Origin of the sequence: Acidovorax sp. sif0632, assembly GCF_019218805.1 — a bacterium.
Classification (GTDB): domain Bacteria; phylum Pseudomonadota; class Gammaproteobacteria; order Burkholderiales; family Burkholderiaceae_C; genus Acidovorax; species Acidovorax facilis.
Map to the genome: position 1 here is coordinate 270,220 of NZ_JAHUWW010000001.1, position 17,394 is coordinate 287,613.

21 protein-coding genes are annotated in these 17,394 nt (G+C 66.8%); 6 read left to right on the forward strand and 15 right to left on the reverse strand.

The features are described 5' to 3' along the window. Positions 1-29: 29 nt before the first annotated feature. Both KW832_RS01195 and otsB read right to left on the reverse strand, forming a co-directional pair. A complete protein-coding gene (locus KW832_RS01195; RefSeq protein ID WP_218298919.1) occupies positions 30-1,835 on the reverse strand; it encodes a glycoside hydrolase family 15 protein in 1,806 nt (601 codons plus the stop codon). Then, entirely contained in the window at positions 1,832-2,569 is a 738-nt protein-coding gene (gene otsB, locus KW832_RS01200; RefSeq protein ID WP_218298918.1) for a trehalose-phosphatase, read from the reverse strand. The genes KW832_RS01195 and otsB overlap by 4 nt, the downstream gene beginning before the upstream one ends. A gap of 232 nt (positions 2,570-2,801) precedes the next feature. Here otsB and trxC point away from each other — a divergent pair, with 232 nt between their 5' ends. Further along, complete coding sequence (gene trxC / locus KW832_RS01205) at positions 2,802-3,239, forward strand: thioredoxin TrxC (RefSeq protein ID WP_218298917.1); 438 nt, start codon at positions 2,802-2,804, stop codon at positions 3,237-3,239. Positions 3,240-3,253: 14 nt separating this feature from the next. Here the strand turns inward: trxC and KW832_RS01210 are convergent, their stop codons facing one another. From KW832_RS01210 to KW832_RS01225, 4 genes are read right to left on the reverse strand one after another with little or no spacing between them, the layout of a single operon-like run. Further along, positions 3,254-3,727, reverse strand: a complete 474-nt coding sequence (locus KW832_RS01210) for a DoxX family protein (protein ID WP_218298916.1) — start codon at positions 3,725-3,727, stop codon at positions 3,254-3,256. Beyond that, positions 3,727-4,509, reverse strand: a complete 783-nt coding sequence (locus tag KW832_RS01215) for a DNA-binding domain-containing protein (protein ID WP_218298915.1) — start codon at positions 4,507-4,509, stop codon at positions 3,727-3,729. The genes KW832_RS01210 and KW832_RS01215 overlap by 1 nt, the downstream gene beginning before the upstream one ends. Then, positions 4,500-5,351: a DUF692 domain-containing protein gene (locus KW832_RS01220; RefSeq protein ID WP_218298914.1), complete on the reverse strand. Its 852-nt coding sequence runs from the start codon at positions 5,349-5,351 to the stop codon at positions 4,500-4,502. Before KW832_RS01220 ends, KW832_RS01215 begins: the two co-directional genes overlap by 10 nt. Positions 5,352-5,354: 3 nt before the next feature. Beyond that, positions 5,355-5,648 carry a DUF2282 domain-containing protein gene (locus tag KW832_RS01225; protein ID WP_121507643.1) on the reverse strand — a complete coding sequence of 98 codons (294 nt, stop codon included), beginning with the start codon at positions 5,646-5,648 and terminating at the stop codon, positions 5,355-5,357. 213 nt (positions 5,649-5,861) lie between these two features. Here KW832_RS01225 and KW832_RS01230 point away from each other — a divergent pair, with 213 nt between their 5' ends. Both KW832_RS01230 and KW832_RS01235 read left to right on the forward strand, forming a co-directional pair. After that, positions 5,862-6,407: a sigma-70 family RNA polymerase sigma factor gene (locus KW832_RS01230; protein WP_218298913.1), complete on the forward strand. Its 546-nt coding sequence runs from the start codon at positions 5,862-5,864 to the stop codon at positions 6,405-6,407. Beyond that, positions 6,404-7,045 carry an NrsF family protein gene (locus tag KW832_RS01235; protein ID WP_121422194.1) on the forward strand — a complete coding sequence of 214 codons (642 nt, stop codon included), beginning with the start codon at positions 6,404-6,406 and terminating at the stop codon, positions 7,043-7,045. Before KW832_RS01230 ends, KW832_RS01235 begins: the two co-directional genes overlap by 4 nt. A 35-nt stretch (positions 7,046-7,080) precedes the next feature. Here KW832_RS01235 and KW832_RS01240 read toward each other — a convergent pair whose 3' ends face one another. Continuing rightward, entirely contained in the window at positions 7,081-7,539 is a 459-nt protein-coding gene (locus tag KW832_RS01240; protein WP_121422195.1) for a GNAT family N-acetyltransferase, read from the reverse strand. 129 nt (positions 7,540-7,668) lie between these two features. Beyond that, a complete protein-coding gene (locus KW832_RS01245) occupies positions 7,669-8,922 on the reverse strand; it encodes a multifunctional CCA addition/repair protein (RefSeq protein WP_218298912.1) in 1,254 nt (417 codons plus the stop codon). A 45-nt stretch (positions 8,923-8,967) separates the two neighbouring features. Here KW832_RS01245 and KW832_RS01250 point away from each other — a divergent pair, with 45 nt between their 5' ends. After that, complete coding sequence (locus KW832_RS01250) at positions 8,968-9,423, forward strand: hypothetical protein (protein ID WP_218298911.1); 456 nt, start codon at positions 8,968-8,970, stop codon at positions 9,421-9,423. Between the two features lie 24 nt (positions 9,424-9,447). Here KW832_RS01250 and KW832_RS01255 read toward each other — a convergent pair whose 3' ends face one another. From KW832_RS01255 to KW832_RS01265, 3 genes are all read right to left on the reverse strand, one after another. Then, positions 9,448-9,756 (reverse strand): NIPSNAP family protein, encoded by a 309-nt coding sequence (locus KW832_RS01255; RefSeq protein WP_218298910.1) that lies wholly within the window; start codon positions 9,754-9,756, stop codon positions 9,448-9,450. A gap of 8 nt (positions 9,757-9,764) precedes the next feature. Beyond that, entirely contained in the window at positions 9,765-10,457 is a 693-nt protein-coding gene (locus KW832_RS01260) for a glutathione S-transferase family protein (protein WP_218298909.1), read from the reverse strand. Positions 10,458-10,583: 126 nt separating this feature from the next. Next, entirely contained in the window at positions 10,584-11,156 is a 573-nt protein-coding gene (locus KW832_RS01265) for a 5-formyltetrahydrofolate cyclo-ligase (RefSeq protein ID WP_121422201.1), read from the reverse strand. Between the two features lie 14 nt (positions 11,157-11,170). Between KW832_RS01265 and KW832_RS01270 the strand changes: the two genes are divergently transcribed. Together KW832_RS01270 and KW832_RS01275 are read left to right on the forward strand one after the other, a co-directional pair. Further along, the gene (locus KW832_RS01270; RefSeq protein ID WP_218298908.1) at positions 11,171-13,156 is read left to right on the forward strand and encodes a lytic transglycosylase domain-containing protein; all 1,986 of its coding nucleotides are present in this window, start codon (positions 11,171-11,173) and stop codon (positions 13,154-13,156) included. 91 nt (positions 13,157-13,247) lie between these two features. Beyond that, complete coding sequence (locus KW832_RS01275) at positions 13,248-13,847, forward strand: DUF4124 domain-containing protein (protein WP_218298907.1); 600 nt, start codon at positions 13,248-13,250, stop codon at positions 13,845-13,847. 136 nt (positions 13,848-13,983) lie between these two features. Here KW832_RS01275 and KW832_RS01280 read toward each other — a convergent pair whose 3' ends face one another. The 4 genes from KW832_RS01280 to KW832_RS01295 all read right to left on the reverse strand — a co-directional run bounded on the left by KW832_RS01280 (position 13,984) and on the right by KW832_RS01295 (position 17,391). Continuing rightward, the gene (locus tag KW832_RS01280; protein ID WP_218298906.1) at positions 13,984-14,916 is read right to left on the reverse strand and encodes an MBL fold metallo-hydrolase; all 933 of its coding nucleotides are present in this window, start codon (positions 14,914-14,916) and stop codon (positions 13,984-13,986) included. A gap of 125 nt (positions 14,917-15,041) precedes the next feature. Then, positions 15,042-15,431, reverse strand: a complete 390-nt coding sequence (gene rbsD / locus KW832_RS01285) for a D-ribose pyranase (protein ID WP_218298905.1) — start codon at positions 15,429-15,431, stop codon at positions 15,042-15,044. Further along, positions 15,428-16,372: a ribokinase gene (gene rbsK / locus KW832_RS01290; protein ID WP_218298904.1), complete on the reverse strand. Its 945-nt coding sequence runs from the start codon at positions 16,370-16,372 to the stop codon at positions 15,428-15,430. The genes rbsD and rbsK overlap by 4 nt, the downstream gene beginning before the upstream one ends. Beyond that, on the reverse strand, positions 16,369-17,391 hold the full coding sequence (locus KW832_RS01295; protein ID WP_218298903.1) for a LacI family DNA-binding transcriptional regulator: 1,023 nt from the start codon (positions 17,389-17,391) through the stop codon (positions 16,369-16,371). Before KW832_RS01295 ends, rbsK begins: the two co-directional genes overlap by 4 nt. Between the last annotated feature and the right edge of the window lie 3 nt (positions 17,392-17,394).

Here is a 17,394-nt window from a genome sequence, read left to right on the forward strand (position 1 = left end):
ATCGCCCCGGGCCGCTGTCGGACAGTGCCTCAAATGACGCTGTCCCAGGGGGCCGACAGGCGCACGGCGGCGTTGATGACGCCCACCATGGAGTAGGTCTGCGGAAAGTTGCCCCACATTTCCTGGGTCTCGGGATGCGTGTCTTCGGACAGCAGGCCCAGCGGATTGCGGGCGGCCAGCATGGTCTCGAAGATGGCGCGGGCCTCGGCCTTGCGGCCAATGCGCGCCAGCGCGTCGATGCGCCAGAAGGTGCAGATGTTGAAGGCCGTCTCGGGCTTGCCGAAGTCGTCGGCCGCCTCGTAGCGGCGCATGTAGGGGCCATCGCACAGGCTCTTTTCCATGGCCTCCACGGTGCTCACAAAGCGTGGGTCCTTGGGGTCGATCAGGCCCACCTCGGCCATCAGCAGCACGCTCGCGTCGAGTTCATGGCCGCCAAAACTCTCGGCGAACGCGTGGCGCGCTTCGCACCAGGATTTGTCGAGGATCTCGGCGCGCATGCGGTCGGCATGCTGCTGCCAGTGGCTGGTACGGTCGGCCAGCTGCAGGGTGGCGGCGATCTTGGCCAGCCGGTCGCAGGCTGCCCAGCTCATCAGCGCGGACGAGGTGTGCACCCTGGCGCGCGTGCGCAGCTCCCACATGCCGGCATCGGGCTGGCCATACACGCGCACCGCGTTCTCGCCCACCTGTTCCAGCCGCGTGAACTCGGCCAGGCCCGCGCGGTGCAGCAGGCGGTGGTCGTGGAACGCCTGGGCTGCGCCCAGCACGATGTTGCCGTACACATCGTGCTGAAAATGCTCGGCCGCCTGGTTGCCCACGCGCACCGGGCCCATGCCCCGATACCCCGCCAGCTGCGGCACAAGGCTCTCGGGCAGTTCTTGCTCCAGGCCAATACCGTACAGCGGCTGGATGTGGCCATCGCCGCCTTCCACCACCACGTTGCTGAGCCAGCGCAGGTAGTCCTCCATGGTGCCCACTTCGGAGATGCTGTTGAGCGCGCGCACCACGAAGAACGCATCGCGCAGCCAGCAGTAGCGGTAGTCCCAGTTGCGGCCGCTGTGGGCGGACTCGGGGATGCTGGTGGTCATGGCGGCCACGATGGCGCCGGTGTCTTCGTACAGCGAAAGCTTGAGCGTGATGGCCGCGCGGATCACGGCCTCCTGCCACTCCAGCGGCACGGCCAGAGCGCGGGTCCAGCTGCGCCAGTAGGAGGTGGTCTCCTGCTCAAACAGGCGCGCGGTGTCGGCGATGCCCTCCACCAGCGTCTCGTCCGCCCCCAGCAGAAAGTTGTGTTCGCGTGTGAGCACAAATGCCTGGCCCGACAGCACATGCGACACCGGCGCATCGGTGGACAGGCGCAGCGTCATGCTCTCGCCCACGTAGCGGATGTGGTTGCTGCCGCGTGTGATTTCGGGGGTAGTCTGGCCCCAGTCGTAGCGCACCTTGAGCGCCACACGGATGCGCGGCGCACCCTGGATGGGGCGCACCCGGCGCACCAGCGTCATGGGGCGAAAGTAGCGCGAGCGGCTGTAAAAGCGCGGCGCAAAATCGGTGATCTCGATGCCGTGGCCCGCCTTGTCAAACAGCTGCGTGCGCAGGATGGCGGTGTTCGGCTCGTACCACTGGTGGGCCGATGCCAGGTCTTCCAGTTCGATCGCGAAGTGGCTGCCTTCGTCGCCGGGCTGCAGCAGGGCGTTGAACACCGGGTCGCCATCAAAACGGGGCAGGCAGCACCACACCATGCGGGCGTGGTTGTCGATCAGTGCGCTGATGGCGCAGTTGCCGATCATCCCGAGGTTGAGTGAGCCCGCTTGGGGATCGTTGGCTGCCGTGTTCATCGTTCGCGCTCCAAGGTCGTGCGTGCAGAAGACAGCCAGCCGCGCAAGGCGGCGGATGTCATGCAGCGGTGTTGTGCCATGGTCGGCCCTTCGCCCACCTTGATGCCCCAGCCGCCCAGTGCCTGAACGGCGGCAAAGCCAGCCTCATCGGTGACGTCATCTCCCACAAAGACTGGGGTGCGCCCGGCAAAGGGGGCCTGTGTCATGAAATCGAGAATGGCCTGGCCTTTGTGGACGCCCCGGGGCTTCACTTCAAAGACACATTTGCCGCGCAGCAGTTCCACACCCTCCACCTGCTGCATGGCGCGCAAGAGGGTGTCGTGGCACAACCCTTCCAGGTGGGGGGCCTGGCGGTAGTGCAGGGCCACGCCCGCGCGCTTGGGCTCTACCAGCAACCCCGGATAGTGTGCCGCCAGGTCGTACGCAGCCCGTAGAACCTTCTCCAGGTCTGGCGGCAGAACGGCAGGGTGGGATGTGTCGGTCAGTCGGTATTGGGCACCATGCTCGCTGGCCAGCGGCAGGTGCAGCGGGGCCAGAAATCCGTCGATGTCGGCCTCGGGCCGCCCGGTCACGATGGCCAGCGCGCCGTCCAAGTGGGTGTACAGCGATGACAGCGTGGGGACCAGCCCGGAAGCGATGCGCACCGCCTCGGGGCGCGGCGCCAGCTCGGTGAGCGTGCCGTCAAAGTCCAGAAAAAGCGCATGGGCAGTTGTCAGTAGGGGGAGCAGCTGCATGGGCGAAACCTTATCAGACGCGGTGAAGCTGACCCGGGTGAAAGGGTGTTTCAGCGCTGGTAAACGCGCGCAAGGTGTGCGACGGGGTGCAACATCAAGACCTCAGGACTGCTAGGCCCGCTCTTGAAACGCCCGGCTTGTGCCGCCATGTGTAAGAACCTGTTGCGATCCCCGAAAAGATCTTGAACAGGTTCTAAGAGGCCCGCTTTTTGCTCACACCGATTGCCGCACCATGACCGAAGCCCTGCACATCGTCTGCCCCCATTGCCACACCACCAACCGCGTGCAGCGCGCCGACCTGGGCAACGCGCCCGATTGCGGAAAGTGCCATCAGCGCCTTTTCGCGGGGGCGCCGCTGGAGCTGGATGCCACCAGTTTTGACAAGCATGTGGTGCGCAGCCACATCCCCGTGCTGGTGGACTTCTGGGCGCCCTGGTGCGGGCCTTGCCGCCAGATGGCCCCGGCCTTTGCGCAGGCCGCCCGCGAGCTGGAGCCGCGTGTGCGCCTGGCCAAGCTCAACACCGAAGACCACCAGGCCATCGCGGCGCGCTATGCGATCCGCAGCATTCCGACCATGATTTTGTTCCAGCAGGGGCGCGAGGTCGCGCGCGTTTCGGGCGCGCTGGGGGCTGCGGACATCGTGCGCTGGGTGCAAACAGCGGCAGTTTAAAAAAGACAGGCGCCTCAACGAATTCCGAGTGCCCGGTCCAGTGACACGTTGCCTGCGCCGCGCCCCACCAGGTACAGCATCAGCCCCGCCCATGACAGGTGCGTGGGCCAGGCATCGGGGTACACGAACACCTGGATGACCAGCGTCATGCCCAGCAAGGCCAGGGCCGACAGGCGAGTGAGCAGGCCCAGCACCAGAAGAACAGGGAACAGATGCTCTGCCACGGTGGCCATCTGCGCCGCCAGCTCGGGTGGCAGCAGGGGCAGCTTGTACTCGTCGCGGAACAGCGCATAGGCGCTGTCGGAGATGGTGAACCACCCCTCGACTTTGGTGCGCGCTGAAAGCCAGAAGATGCCTGCAATTGCCACGCGGTTGACCATCGCCAGCAGGCTGTGCGGGGTGAGCGAGGTGGCTGCTTCGGCCAGGCGCGCCAACAGCTTGCGCTGGCCTTTGGCGGGTGCAGTGGGGAAATGTGTGCTGGTGGTCATCAGGGGCTCCTTGGCCTCGGTGTGAATTGGTGTGAGTCAGTGGGTATCAATGCGCCTGCGTCCAGCAAGGTGCCCATCAGGGCCGCAAAGTCTGCTGTGGGCTCGGCCGCAAGGGCTGAAGTGGCGGCGGCCTCCAGCGTCTGGCCTTGGGCGCAGGCGTCCAAAAAGGCCACTCCGGCGCGCGACAGTGGGCGCCACGTCACGGGCGCGTGGGGCCGGGTGAGCAAGGCCCCATCGCCGGTCCAGTCCAGCGGCTCTGTGGGGAGCAGACCTTCGCGGTGGCTCTGCCACAACGCGTAGGCGGGATGCTCGTCGCACCAGGCCCAGCGTGCGGCGGGGTGGGGGCGCAGTTGCACCAGGGGCAATGTATCGGGCGCCTGCTGTGCCAGCCAGTTGCGGTCCACAGCGGTGGCGTCTGCCGCCAGATGGCATTCGGTCCAGCCGCGGTCCAGGCGCGCCACGGCCGGCAGATAAGGCAGCTCGGCCGCTGGTGCAAAACCGGCCAGAAAGTCAGCAAACTCCGCGCCGTAGTCCATCAGCAGTCCGTCAGCTGGCGGCTGCGCGCGGGCATACACCGCGGCGGCGGCGCGAAACCATTCTTCGCCCACCAGCTGGCACACCGTGGGGTAGCTGGCCTGCAGGGCATCAATGCAGCCCTTGAGCACGGTGTTGCGGTACACGGCAAAGCCGGGCTGGGATTCCAGCGCAGACAGCCACGGTGAGTGCTCGGCATGGCCTAGCAACGCGGCAGAGAAGCCGTCCTGGAATGCGCTCAGCTGCATGCTGCCTCCTCGGGCTGCGCCGCTGTGAGCGCGTTGTGGGCCTTGTCGCGCTCGGCCAGCAGTTCGCTGAAGGCGGGCAGATTGTCGTCGCGTTCGATGAGGGTGGGCATGGGGCCTGTGCGCGCGATCACCTGCCCGTACAGCGCCCACACCGCCGGGGCGATGGACGCGTCGTGGCTGTCGATCAGCAGGGCATCGCCATGCACCGGGTCGGCATGGTGGCCCGCCAGGTGGATTTCGGCCACGGCGTGCAGGGGAAAGGCGTTGAGGTAGGTCTGCGCGTCAAAGCCCAGGTTGTTGGCACTGACGTACACGTTGTTCACGTCCAGCAGCAGGGCGCAGCCAGTCCGCTGCACCAGCTCGGTCAGAAATTCGGTCTCAAGCCAGTCGTGGCCGTCGATGTGCAGGTAGTGCGTGGGGTTCTCGATGGCGATGGGGCGCTGCAGCGCATCCTGCGTTCGGGCGATGTTGTCTACGATGCGGTGCAAGGCGGCCTGCGTGCGCGGAAACGGCAGCAGGTCGGGCAGGTACTGCCCGCGCCACTTGGACCATGCCAAGTGCTCCGAGATGATGACTGGCTCCACCCGCCTTGCAAGGGCTGCCAGTCGCGCCAGGTGTGCCGCGTCGGGCGGAGTATCGGCAGCAAGCGACAGCGATACGCCGTGCAGCGCCACGGGGTGGCGCGCGCGGATGGCCTCCAGCCAGGCCAGGCGGGGGCCACCCTCGGCCAGATAGTTTTCGGGGTGCACCTCCCACCACAGACCCGTGGCGGTGCAGTGCAGCGCCTCGTCATAGTGCTGGGGCTTGAGGCCCAGGCCAGCGGTGAGAGGGCACAGGGCCATCGGTCAGGCCTTGATGGGGGTGAGCGAGCCCATGCCCTTGGGCGTCTTGATGGTGGCGCAGGTGCCTGCGGGCACAAACTTCCAGGCGTTGCCCTGGTAGTCCACCTTGGCGGAGCCCGCACAGGTGGTGCCGGGGCCGGCGGCGCAGTCGTTCTTGCCAGCCATCGAGACGCCGTAGCACTTCTCCATGGCGGGTTTGGCGCCGTCCATGGGGGCGGAGGTGGTTTGGGCCATGGCGGCGCCAGAGGTCAGGGCTACAAGGGCAAGGGCGCCGAGGCTGAGGGTGCGAGTGGTCATGGTACGGTTCTCCGAGGGTTGGGTCAGGGTTGAATCCGATCGGGGTGCAGCGAGAGGCCGCGTTGAACTGCCCGATCTGCGTTGTAATTCGCGCAGCGCAACTTGCGGGTTACAGCGCTGTACGAAAAATTTCGGAGCGGCATGGCGAAACATTTTTTTGCGATGCCTGTAACCCAATGGCTCCGGCATACGAATTTCTTGCAGGGAGACACCATGGAGAGTGTGGAAGAACGCCTGCGCGGCTTGTTGATGCAGGGGCTGGATGCCGACGCAGCCGCCTACCAGCGCTTTTTGAAAGAGCTGAGCGCCCACCTGCGCGCCTTTTTGCGCCGCCGCCTCGCGCAGCGGCTCGATGAGGTGGAAGACCTGGTGCAGGAGACGCTGCTGGCGGTGCACAACCAGCGCCACACCTACCGGCCCGAGATGCCGGTGACGGCCTGGGTGCACGCGATTGCGCGCTACAAGCTCATCGACTGGTTGCGCTCGCATGCCGTCAAAGAGGGGCGCAACGACCCGCTGGACGATGCCGACGAGTTGTTTGCCCGCAGCGACAGCGAGGCCGCCGAAGCCCGGCGGGACCTGGGGCAGTTGCTGCGCACGCTGCCAGACAAGCAACGGCTGCCGATTGAGTATGTGAAATTGGAAGGTTTGTCGGTGGTCGAGACGGCGCGCCTCACGGGGCTGTCGGAGTCGGCTGTCAAAGTCGGCGTGCACCGGGGGCTCAAGGCCCTGGCCGCCAAGATCAGGGGAATGGCATGAAAACCGATGAATTGATCCACCTGCTGGCCACCGATGACCGGCCGGTGCAGCGCAACGCGATAGAGCAGCGCTTTGTGGTGGCCGCACTGGCGGGCATTGCCGGCGCCGGGGTGCTGATGCTGTCCCTGTTCGGTCTGCGCCCAGATCTGCTGGCCACCATGGCGCTGCCCATGTTCTGGGGCAAGCTGGTGTTTGCCGCCGCGCTCGCTGCTGCCGGGCTGGCGCTGCTGCGCCGCATGGCCCGCCCTGGCATGGCGCTGGGCCACGCAGCCCTGTGGCTGGCCGTACCGCCGCTGGTGCTGTGGGCCATGGCCTTGTGGGCGTTGTCGCAGGTGTCCGCCGCAGAGCGCATGCCGCTCATCCTGGGCAGCACCTGGCGCACCTGCCCGTTCAATATCGCGGCGCTGTCGGTGCCGGCATTTGTTGCAGGCTTTTGGGCCCTCAAGGGCGCTGCCCCCACGCGCCTGGTGTGGACGGGTGCGGGCGCTGGTTTGCTGGCGGGTGCGCTGGGCGCCTTGGTGTACGCCCTGCATTGCCCCGAAATGGCCACGCCCTTCCTGGCTGTCTGGTATGTGGCGGGCATGGCCATCCCGACTGCGCTGGGGGCGGTGCTGGGGCCGCGCCTGCTGCGCTGGTGAGGAGGCGCGGCAAGTGTGCCAAGCGCCCTGGTGGTTCAGGCGCTGACGCGTTTGTTGTAGGCGCGGAAAACCGTGTCCAGCGTCCAGCCCAGCGATTCGTAGAGGGACTGCGCGGTGGTGTTGGTGTGTGCTGTGGTCAGGTCCATGCGCACCTTTCCATGGGTGCGGGCCGTGGCTTCTGCTGCCATCAGCAAGCTGCGCCCGGCGCCTGTCTTGCGGGCGGCGGGGGCCACGAACAGGTCGTACAGCGTGTAGATAGGGGCGGCCTCCACCGAGCAGAACGTGGGGTAGAGCTGGCAAAAGCCTACCGCCGTTTGCGTCGCATCCAGCGCCAGCAGGATCACCGACTCTTCACGCTCTAACCGCTCAGCGATGAAGGCCTTCGCTCCGGCCAGGTCTGGCGCCTGCTCGTAGAACTGCCGGTAGGCATCAAACAGCGGCGCGACGGTGTCAGCGTCGGCTGGGGTGGCAAGGCGGATGTGAACAGTGGTCATGGATACGTTGGGATGGCTGTGCGGGCGCGAAACTGCACCAGGGTTTTGCAAGGCTGTACCCCGGATGGAATACAGGCGGACGCGGATTGTAGGAGGGGCTGTCCGCGTCTTGGGCGGTGGTGTGCAGGGTCAGGCAACGTCGCTGCGGGGCTGCAGCCACTGCGCCACCGCTTCCACCCGCGCCTGGTGGATCAACGCACCCACCTGCGGCCCAGCCACGCCCTTGGCAGCTGCCTGCGCTGCAATGTCGCGCGTGACCACCGACTGCACGGCCGCCAGCACAGCCGCCAGCCGCTGGCGCTGCGGGTAGGCGGATTCTTCAAACCCCAGCCGTCCGCGCGCATCGCATTCGCAGGCCAACAGGATGTCGGCGAACCGCTCGGGCTTGCGGATGGCGTCGCAGCGCTCCAGCAGGCGCACCAGCGCGGCGGCCGAGAGGTCGCCGCTGCGGTGGATGTGGCCGTGCTCGCGGGCCACTACATCGGCCGTCTCGCGGCAGTCCACGGGCACGCGCAGGCGCTCGGCCACGTCTTTCAGCAGCTCCGCACTGCGCTCCTCATGCCCGATGTGGCGGGGCAGCACGTCGGCGGCCGTGGTGCCCTTGCCCAGGTCATGCACCAAGCCGGCAAACCGCACGGGGAGTGGCGCCTGCAGCCGGGCCGCCATGTCCAGCACCATCATCAGGTGCACGCCCGTATCCACCTCGGGGTGGTACTCGGCCCGCTGGGGCACGCCCCACAGGCGCGCCACTTCGGGCAACAGCACCTGCAGCGCGCCGCACTCGCGCAGCACCTCGAACATGCGCGAAGGCTTTTCTTCCATCAGACCCCGCGCCAGCTCCTGCCACACGCGCTCGGCCACCAAGTGGTCCACCTCGCCATGCGCCACCATCTCGCGCATCAGTTGCATCGTCTCGGGCGCCACCGTGAAGTCGGTGAACCGCGCCGCAAACCGCGCCACGCGCAGGATGCGCACCGGGTCTTCGCGAAACGCGTCCGTCACATGGCGCAGCACCCGCGCTTCGATGTCTTTGGCGCCAGAATATGGGTCAAAAATGCCTCCAGCGCTTGTCCCATAAGCGCTAGTAGCTATTGCATTGATAGTGAGGTCGCGGCGGGAAAGGTCTTCTTCCAGCGTCACGTCGGGCGAGCTTTCCACCACAAAGCCCCGGTAGCCGCGCCCGCTCTTGCGCTCGGTGCGGGCCAGCGCGTATTCCTCGCGCGTCTCGGGGTGCAAAAACACCGGGAAGTCTCGGCCCACGGGCAGGTAGCCCAGCTCCAGCATCTGCTCGGGCGTGGCACCTACCACCACCCAGTCGTGGTCATTCACCGGCCGGCCCAGCAGCTTGTCGCGGACCGCGCCGCCTACCATGTAGATTTGCATCGGTGTAGTTTAGGACGAGCACTCGGCCGTATATTCCAGCCCACCATGTCCCTATCGTCCGAACTCACCATTGCCCAGCTCAACCCCGACGGCAGCGTGCCCGTGCCCACGGCGCCCGACGCAGCGGCCAACGCCGCCGCAGAAGCCCTGCGGCGCGAGGCACAGTTCGAAGCCCTCAAGGCCAAGGTGGACGACTTGCAGGAGATCCTGGCCAAGCCGCTCAACGAAATCCTGGCCGACCGCGACAAGTTCAAGGAAGCGATGGCCGCGTGGGACGCCTTCGGCGCCATGTGGATGCTGTCACAGCGCGCCATGAAGCGCGTGGCGCTGGATCTGGCTGCGCAGCAGGGTGTGAGCGACGAAGAGGTGGTAGCGCGTGCGCTGGCCTATGCAAACCAAGTGCTGAACGCGGAGGAGGAAGACCTGGGCGGCACCATTGCCCCCGCCCAGTTAGCGCACATTGCGCGGCACAAGCCGTTTTTGCGCAAGCAGTTCCGGTAGTTGGGCGGGTGCGCCCACGCCTGTTCAGCGGAACACCGGCCTGAAAAAACTCCGCTCATAACTCACGATGCACCCCGTCTCCTCGGCGTAGCGGAACGCTGCCTGGCACTCCGCGTCCTGCATCGACTGCTGGCGGTACACCTCGTAGGCCGCGAGGCTCTCAAACGTGAACAGCGCCAGCGCGATGTTGTTGGCGCCCTCGCTGGGCATGAAGTAGCCGTGGTGCTGGCCGCCGAACTTCTCGACCAGTGGAATCCACAGCCTGCCGTAGTGCTCGAACTCCTTGAGCTTGCTGGTGTTGAGCACGTAGCGCAGGTAGATGGTGACAGCCATGGCGATGCTCAACCCTCGGTATGGCGCAGGCGGTACGGCTCTTCGAAGTCCAGAAAGTCCTTCTCGGCCAGGGCTTCGTCGATCCAGGCTTTCACGCCGGGCAGTGCGCGCACGCGGTCTACATAGGCCTGGATGGGGGTGGGTACGGGCAGGGCATAAGAGTGCAGGCGCATGCACACGGGGGCAAAGTAGGCGTCGGCCACGGTGAACTCGCCAAACAGCATAGGGCCGCCGTGCTCCTGCAGCAGTGCACTCCACATCTCCACCAGGCGCTGGACGTCGGTGCGCACGCCGGCTTTGTCGCGCCAGATCAGCGCGCCGGCATCGGCCAGATTCGCCTCAATGTTCATGGGGCAGTTGCCGCGCAGGGCGGTGAAGCCGCTGTGCATCTCGGCGCAGACGCTGCGTGCGCGCGCACGGGCCTTGGCGTCCGCGGGCCAGAGCTTCTTGTCGGGGTGGGTTTCGGCCACGTATTCGGCAATCGCCAGGGTGTCCCACACGACCAGATCGCCATCGACCAGTGCAGGCACCTTTCCCGTGGGGCTCACGGGGCTCATCACACGCTTGAACTCCGAATCGGCGTCAAAGCTGTCGAAGCGCACGCGCACTTCTTCAAACGCAATGCCCGCCTGCTTGAGCAGCACCCAGGGGCGCATGGACCATGAGGAGTAGTTCTTGTTGCCGATGTAGAGCTTGAACATGGGGACACCTGAAAAATGAAGGTCAGCCCGCCATGCTAGCGGCTGCGCGATGCGCCAGCGATGCCAAAAAAGGTCTGAATGATGCGCAGCGCGCATCACCGGGCCCCGAGGAGCCGGTCTGGCCGGTCAGACAGGCCAGACTACCCCGTTGTCGTTCAGGATGGCATCGAGCGGCAGGTCGAACTCCTCAGGCTCGAAATCATCCAGGTAGCCATGGGTGAAGCCCAGACCCACGGTGAACGGCTTGGGCTGCAGCGTGGCCAGCGTGCGGTCGTAAAACCCACCGCCATAGCCCAGCCGGTAGCCACCCGGCGCGTAGCCCACGCACGGAACAAACAGCAGCGTGGGCACGATGACCTCAGTGTCCTTGGGCTTGGGGATGCCGTAGGCGTCTTCTTCCATGGGACAGCCGGGGTACCAGGCGTGGAAGGTGAGGGTCTTGTGCTGCTTGTTGACCACGGGCAGGCCGATGCGGCGGCGCAGGGGCTCGTCCAGCAACTCGCCGTCTTCCTTCCAGCGGTGCAGGGCGGGCAGGGGGTCAAACTCGCCCTTGATGGGCCAGTAGGCACCAATCACCGTATCGGGCCGGTTCACCAGCCAGATGCGCATCACCTGCTGTAACAGGTCGGCCCGCTGTAGGCGGTCGGGCAGGTTGAGGCGTTCTTCTATCAATGCGCGCCGAAGGGCTGCTTTGTCCATCAGATAATTCCCCCATGCAATTTCTCAGAGCGATTCTGACACCCCTTGTGGCCGCCACCCTGCTGGCTGCTACCGCGCCCCTTGTCATGGCGCAAAACCGTGGTGACGATACCCTGCTGGAGATGCAGCAGGCGTTCCGCAAGGGCGACCGCAACAAGCTCGCGCAGCTGCTGCCAGCGGCACGCGGCCATGCGCTGGAGCCCTGGGCTGCCTACTGGGAGCTGCGCGTGCGTCTTGGCGAGGCCTCGCCACAGGAGATCCAGTCCTTCATGCAGCGCTACGTCGGCACCTACCAGGAAGACCGCCTGCGCAACGACTGGCTGCTGCTGCTGGGTCAGCGCCGCGACTGGAGCCAGTTTGCCGAGCAGCACCCGAGCTACCGCATGTCGGACGACCGCGAAGTGCGCTGCTACGCCCTCCTGATCGACCAGATCAAGGGCACGGCGCCTGCCACGGTGGCTGAGGACGTGCGCAGCAACTGGTATGCGATCCGCGACGCCGACGATGGCTGCACCCACGCCGCGCGCGAGCTGTATGGCTACAAGAAGCTCTCGGCCCTGGATGTGTGGCGCAAGGCCCGCCTGGGTGTGGAGGCCAACCGCCCCCGCGTGGTGCGCACGGCGGTCGAAATCGTCTCGCCGGAATCGCTGCCGCAGGTCAAGGATGTGCTCGATGCGCCCAGCAAGTACCTGCTCTCGCGCGCCACTGCCGCTGGCAAGGCCCGGCAGGAACTGGTGCTGCTCGCCCTGTTGAAGCTGGCCACCAGCGACCCGGACAGCGCGGCCTACCAGCTGGAGAACAAATGGGGCGTGCACCTCTCTGCCGAAGAGCGCAACTGGGCCTGGGGCGTGATTGGCAAGACCGCCGCGCAGAAGCTGGCCAGCAACGCCCATGGCTACTTCGCCAATGTGACCAAGGACAGCGACCTCAACGACGACCTGCTGGGCTGGAAGGTGCGTGCCGCCCTGCGCGCTGGCCAGTGGAAGGCCGTGGGCAAGGCGGTGGACGCCATGGGCCCTGAAGGCCGCCAGGACAGCACCTGGGTGTACTGGAAGGCGCGCTCGCTGCTGGCGGGCCGCGTGAGCGATGCCGAACGCGCCGAAGCACGGCAACTGCTCGAAGGCATCGCCGGAACGCGCGGCTTCTATGAGCAGCTGGCGCTCGAAGAGCTGGGCCAGCGCATCACCACGCCGCCCGCGCCCGCGCCCCTCACCGCCGAAGAAAAGGCCGCCGCTCGCGCCAACCCGGGGCTCAATCGCGCCCTGTACGCCATCCTGCTGGGCCTGCGCAGCGAAGGCGTGCGCGAGTGGAACTACACCACCAACCTGCACCAAAGCGGCGGCATGCCCGACCGCGAACTGCTGGCCGCCGCCGACTTCGCCTGCCAGCGTGAGGTGTGGGACCGCTGCATCAACACCAGCGAGCGCACCAAGAGCGTTGTGGACGTTACGCAGCGCTTCCCCACCCCCTTCCGCAGCGCGGTGGTGGAGCGTGCCAATGGCATCGGCCTGGACCCGGCCTACGTGTACGGCCTGATCCGCCAGGAAAGCCGCTTCATCATGGATGCGCGCTCGCACGTGGGCGCCTCGGGCCTCATGCAGGTGATGCCTGCCACCGCGCGCTGGACGGCCAAGAAGATCGGTCTGAACGGTTTCACGGCCGACCAGATCAATGACCGCGACACCAACATCACCATCGGCACGGCCTACCTCAAGCTCGCGCTGGACGACTTTGCGGGTTCCATGCCCATGGCCGCGGCCGCCTACAACGCAGGCCCCGGCCGCCCGCGCAGCTGGCGCAACGGCCCGGTGCTGGACGCCGCCATCTGGGCCGAGAACGTGCCGTTTGCCGAGACGCGTGACTATGTGAAGAAAGTGCTGTCCAACACCACCAACTACGCAGCCATGCTCACCGGCCAGCCTCAGTCGCTCAAGAGCCGCCTGGGCACGATCGGCCCGCGCGATGCGGCGTTGCCAGAGGTGAACAAGGATTTGCCTTGATGGGTCGGTGGTTGCTATAAATAGAAGAGCTGCTGGCGCTTATCGGATAAGCGCTAGGGCCTATTTTTGCCAATATTTGGAGGGGTAAGCCATGAGAAAACTGGGTTGGGTGGCCATGGTCGCCCTGGCGATGGCTTTGGGCGCAGCAGCGCAGGCGCAGCCGGTGTACAAGTGGGTCGATGCCGACGGCAAAACCCATTACGGATCGCAGCCGCCGCCTACCTCGCAGGATGCCGAGCCGATGAAGCTGCAGAACAACAACGGCACCAGTGGCAGCGGTGGGGCAGGCAGCAAGGGCAGCGTCTCTTCTGCTGGCAAGTCGGCGGGTGCCACCCAGTTCAACCCCGATGGCACCAAGAAGATTCCGAAAGACGTTCAGGAATTTGGCGAGGGGCTGAAGAAGGCCCTGGGCACGGTGGACGGCAAGCAAGTGCCGCTCAACTGCGCCACCGCCGTGGACAACATCCACTACCAAGCCGACCTCATGCTGGAAGTGGGCCAGAAGAACGTGCGCGACGGTTACATGGCCCAGGCGGACTTTGACAAGGCGGCACCCAAGATCCGTGAAGCCAAGGGCAAATACAGCGTATCGGACTGCCAGGGCGCATCGGGCAACAAGAAGGCGTTCTACCAGTGCATGTCCAGCAGCAACAACCATGTGACGGGGTGCGACAAGCAGCACAAGCATTGAAGCCGTGCCGAGGCGCTGTGTGCCGTCCCCCAAGAGGGACGCCTGCAGCGGCCCGGTCAAGGGCGTGCCTGGCGGCACTGACTGAGGTACGTTGCTGCGTTCATCGGGGATGCCAAGGTCCGGGCGGACGTCGTATCTATGCGTTGTGCAGCATGTCGCCTTGGCGGGTGGCCGCACCGGACCGCACCAGTTCGTCGCTCAGGCTGCCAAGCCATTCAACCTCGGCCTGATCGGCAAAGTGGCGCTCGCGGAGCATGCCGAAGTAGGGCGTGGCCTGCGCCCAGGCAGCCAGGTCCTGGAGACTGATCTGCTGCCATTCCAAAAGCTTGTACTTGAGCAGCACCTTGGCCGCATAGAGCGCATGTTTGCCCGGGTTGCGCACAAAACCGTCCAGGCGGCGGCGTGCGCCATCGATGGCACGGGGCGCATCGGCAAACACCGGCCCGTGGCCGGGGATCACGACCTGGGGTGATAGCTGCTCGATCACATCCAGCGTTGCGGCCACCTGGGCGAACGCGTCTTCGCCTTCCAGCTCGGGAAACACCACGCCAAAGCCGTTTTCCCACAGCGCATCGGCCGAGATCAGCACACGGCCCTGGGGCTCGAACAAAACCACCGAATGCGGATCGTGCCCCGGCGCGGCATGCACCTGCCAGGGCTTGTCGCCCAGCAGTACGCACGAGTCGGGCATGAGCAGCGTGTCGGCCCGAAAGGGTGGGCATTCCTGGCCCGTCGGTGTGTAGCTGAGCGCATAGGCATCCCACTGGCGCACATGGTCGGCCTGGCCGGGTGGAATGGCCGTGAGCACGCCGGGCCAGGCCTTTTGTAGCGCGGCATTGCCGCCGCAGTGGTCGCTGTGCAGATGGGTGTTGAGCACGCGGTCCAGCGCGCGGCCAGCCAACGCGCCGCGCACCAGGTCCACGGTCTGGTCGGCATGGCTGCAGTAGCCGGTGTCCACGATGGCCGTGTCGTGGTGGCCGATGAAGAGGATGTTGTTGGCCGAGAGCCAGCCGCGTTCGAGAACGGTGATTTCAGGGGGCAGGAGATCGTGGGGCGCTGTGGTGGGCATGGGGGCAGGAATTCGGGGCTTCGGTGGCGGGCTTCAACGCCGCGCCGTGGGCTGCTGCCCAGCGTACCGCAGGTCGCACCTGCCCGAAGTCCTCCAAAACCCGCAGCCTGGCCGCCCAGGCTGTGTCAGAACGTGACGCCCGCCACCAGGATCACGTTGGCATACGGCGTGCATTCGCCCGTGCGCACCATCACGCGGGCCTGCTGGATCAGGCGCTTGAACTCATCGTGCGATACGTTGCTAGGGACCACCGGAAGCTGGCACCACGTGGGCAACTGGCCACTGTTGCGCTCCATGGCTTCGGTGGCAATCACGGCTTTCTCGATCTGCATTTCTTCCAGCACCACCCGCAGCACATCGGCCACGGCCGGGATGCCCGGCGTCAGCGCCAGGTCAATGCGGCGCGGGCCGGGGGGAATGGGCAGTCCCACGTCGCCAATCACCAGCATGTCGCCGTGGCCCAGGGTGGCGATGGCGTGGGAGAGTTCGGCGTGCAGCAGGGCGGTGCGTTTCACAGGGGGCTCCAGGCGGGCGGTTGGGGGCTTTGCGCCACGGCGGCGCGGGTGGGGATGGAAGGCTGGGCGCCCGGCTGGGTGACGCACAGCGCCGAAGCGCGGATGCCCTCGCGCACGGCGGCATCCAGCGGCTCGCCGCTTGCCAGCGCCACGGCCAGCGCGCCCAGGAAGGTGTCGCCCGCTGCCGTGGTATCCACCGCCCGCACGACCAGGCCGGGGTGGTAGCGGTTGCCCGCAGCATCGGCGGCCACGGCTCCTGCGGCGCCCAGGGTCACCACCACCTGGGTGGGGCCCTTGGCGCGCAGGGCCTGCGCGGCCTGCGCGGCATCGGCGGGCGTGGTCACGCTCTGGCCCGCCAGCGCGGCGGCTTCCACCTCGTTCACCACCAGCGTGTGCACCAGCGGCCACATCGCATCGGGCAGGGGCTGGATGGGCGAGGGGTTCAGCACCACCGGGCAACCCGCCGCACGGGCCATCTCGGCGGCGGCCAGTACCTGGGGCAGGGGGGTTTCGAACTGCAGCACCAGGCCGCCTGCGCCGTGCAGTGCGGTGCCCAGCGCGACGGCATCGAGCACAAACCGGCCATTGGCGCCGGGCACGACCACGATGCGGTTCTGCCCTGTCGCTTCCACCGTGATGGCGGCCACGCCGGTGGTGGTTGCGGTGTCAGTTTGCACGCCGCTGTGGTCGATGCCGTCGGCGTCGAGCCCGGCGCGTAGCGTGTGGCCGTAGCCGTCGTCGCCCACCCGGCCGAACAAGGCCACCCGGGCGCCTTGGCGCGCGCAGGCCACGGCCTGGTTGCCGCCCTTGCCGCCGGGCACCAGGTGCAGGGCGTCGGCCAGCACGGTCTCGCCAGGGCCCGGCGCGTGTTGCACCTGCAGCACCAGGTCCATGTTCAGGCTGCCGACGACGGCGATGCGGGGCGTGTGGGTGGTGCTCATGCCGCACCTCCAGGCGCATGGGCCGTGGAGGCGCGCACGCGCAACTCGGGCTGCAGCATCACCTTGCGCGCGTCCTGGCGCTTGCCGTCGATGCGCTCCAGCAGCATGTCCACGGCCAGTGCGCCAATGCGCTGCTTGGGCTGGGCCACGGTGGTGAGCGGCGGGCTGGTGAAGGCGGCCAATTCGATGTCGTCAAAACCCACGATGGACAGTGCCTCGGGCACGCGCAGGTCGCGTTCGTGCGCGGCACACAGCGCGCCCATGGCCATGAGGTCGTTACACACGAAGACGGCGGTGGGCGGCTCGGGCGCGCGCAGCACGGCGTGCATGGCTTCGTAGCCACCCTGGCTCGTGAAGTTGCCATGCCACAGCAGGCCCTCCCCCGCGCCGCAGCCCGCGTCGGCCAGCGCGGTGCGCCAGCCGGCAATGCGCTGCTCGCTGGGTGCAATGCCGTCGGGGCCGCCAATGCAGGCAATGCGGCGGTGGCCCAGCGACAGCAGGTGGCGCGTGGCCAGCAGGCCGCCCTGCATGTGGGCGGTTTCCACCAGGTCGCAGGGCTGCTGTTCGGCAATGTCGATTTCGCGGTCCACCAGCACGGTGGGGATGGACAGGCCCGCCAGCTGCGTGGCCAGCGTGGCGTCATGCCCGGTAGAGACCACGATGAGTCCGTCGATGCGCCGCTCGGCCAGCACCTGCAGGTAGGTGCCCTGGCGGTGCGCCTCGTCGTTGGTGTTGCACAGGATGACGTTGTAGCCTGCGCCAAAGCAGCGGTCTTCCACGCTGTGCACGATCTCGGCAAAGTAGGGGTTGGAGCTGTTGGGGATCAGCATGCCCAGCGTGCGCGTGTTGTTGCTCTTGAGGCTGCGCGCAATGGCGCTGGGCACGTAGCCCAGGGCGCGGATGGCGGCCTCGACGCGCTCGCGCCCCTCGGGGCTCACGCGGCGCGTGCCGTTGACAACGTGCGACACCGTGGTGACCGACACCTCGGCGTGGCGCGCAACGTCCTTGATAGTAGCCATGCA

Coding starts and splice junctions, on each gene's coding strand:
- KW832_RS01195 (WP_218298919.1), bottom strand. CDS start 1,835: ATGAACACGGCAGCCAACGATCCCCAAGCGGGCTCACTCAACCTCGGG.
- otsB (WP_218298918.1), bottom strand. CDS start 2,569: ATGCAGCTGCTCCCCCTACTGACAACTGCCCATGCGCTTTTTCTGGAC.
- trxC (WP_218298917.1), top strand. CDS start 2,802: ATGACCGAAGCCCTGCACATCGTCTGCCCCCATTGCCACACCACCAAC.
- KW832_RS01210 (WP_218298916.1), bottom strand. CDS start 3,727: ATGACCACCAGCACACATTTCCCCACTGCACCCGCCAAAGGCCAGCGC.
- KW832_RS01215 (WP_218298915.1), bottom strand. CDS start 4,509: ATGCAGCTGAGCGCATTCCAGGACGGCTTCTCTGCCGCGTTGCTAGGC.
- KW832_RS01220 (WP_218298914.1), bottom strand. CDS start 5,351: ATGGCCCTGTGCCCTCTCACCGCTGGCCTGGGCCTCAAGCCCCAGCAC.
- KW832_RS01225 (WP_121507643.1), bottom strand. CDS start 5,648: ATGACCACTCGCACCCTCAGCCTCGGCGCCCTTGCCCTTGTAGCCCTG.
- KW832_RS01230 (WP_218298913.1), top strand. CDS start 5,862: ATGGAGAGTGTGGAAGAACGCCTGCGCGGCTTGTTGATGCAGGGGCTG.
- KW832_RS01235 (WP_121422194.1), top strand. CDS start 6,404: ATGAAAACCGATGAATTGATCCACCTGCTGGCCACCGATGACCGGCCG.
- KW832_RS01240 (WP_121422195.1), bottom strand. CDS start 7,539: ATGACCACTGTTCACATCCGCCTTGCCACCCCAGCCGACGCTGACACC.
- KW832_RS01245 (WP_218298912.1), bottom strand. CDS start 8,922: ATGCAAATCTACATGGTAGGCGGCGCGGTCCGCGACAAGCTGCTGGGC.
- KW832_RS01250 (WP_218298911.1), top strand. CDS start 8,968: ATGTCCCTATCGTCCGAACTCACCATTGCCCAGCTCAACCCCGACGGC.
- KW832_RS01255 (WP_218298910.1), bottom strand. CDS start 9,756: ATGGCTGTCACCATCTACCTGCGCTACGTGCTCAACACCAGCAAGCTC.
- KW832_RS01260 (WP_218298909.1), bottom strand. CDS start 10,457: ATGTTCAAGCTCTACATCGGCAACAAGAACTACTCCTCATGGTCCATG.
- KW832_RS01265 (WP_121422201.1), bottom strand. CDS start 11,156: ATGGACAAAGCAGCCCTTCGGCGCGCATTGATAGAAGAACGCCTCAAC.
- KW832_RS01270 (WP_218298908.1), top strand. CDS start 11,171: ATGCAATTTCTCAGAGCGATTCTGACACCCCTTGTGGCCGCCACCCTG.
- KW832_RS01275 (WP_218298907.1), top strand. CDS start 13,248: ATGAGAAAACTGGGTTGGGTGGCCATGGTCGCCCTGGCGATGGCTTTG.
- KW832_RS01280 (WP_218298906.1), bottom strand. CDS start 14,916: ATGCCCACCACAGCGCCCCACGATCTCCTGCCCCCTGAAATCACCGTT.
- rbsK (WP_218298904.1), bottom strand. CDS start 16,372: ATGAGCACCACCCACACGCCCCGCATCGCCGTCGTCGGCAGCCTGAAC.
- KW832_RS01295 (WP_218298903.1), bottom strand. CDS start 17,391: ATGGCTACTATCAAGGACGTTGCGCGCCACGCCGAGGTGTCGGTCACC.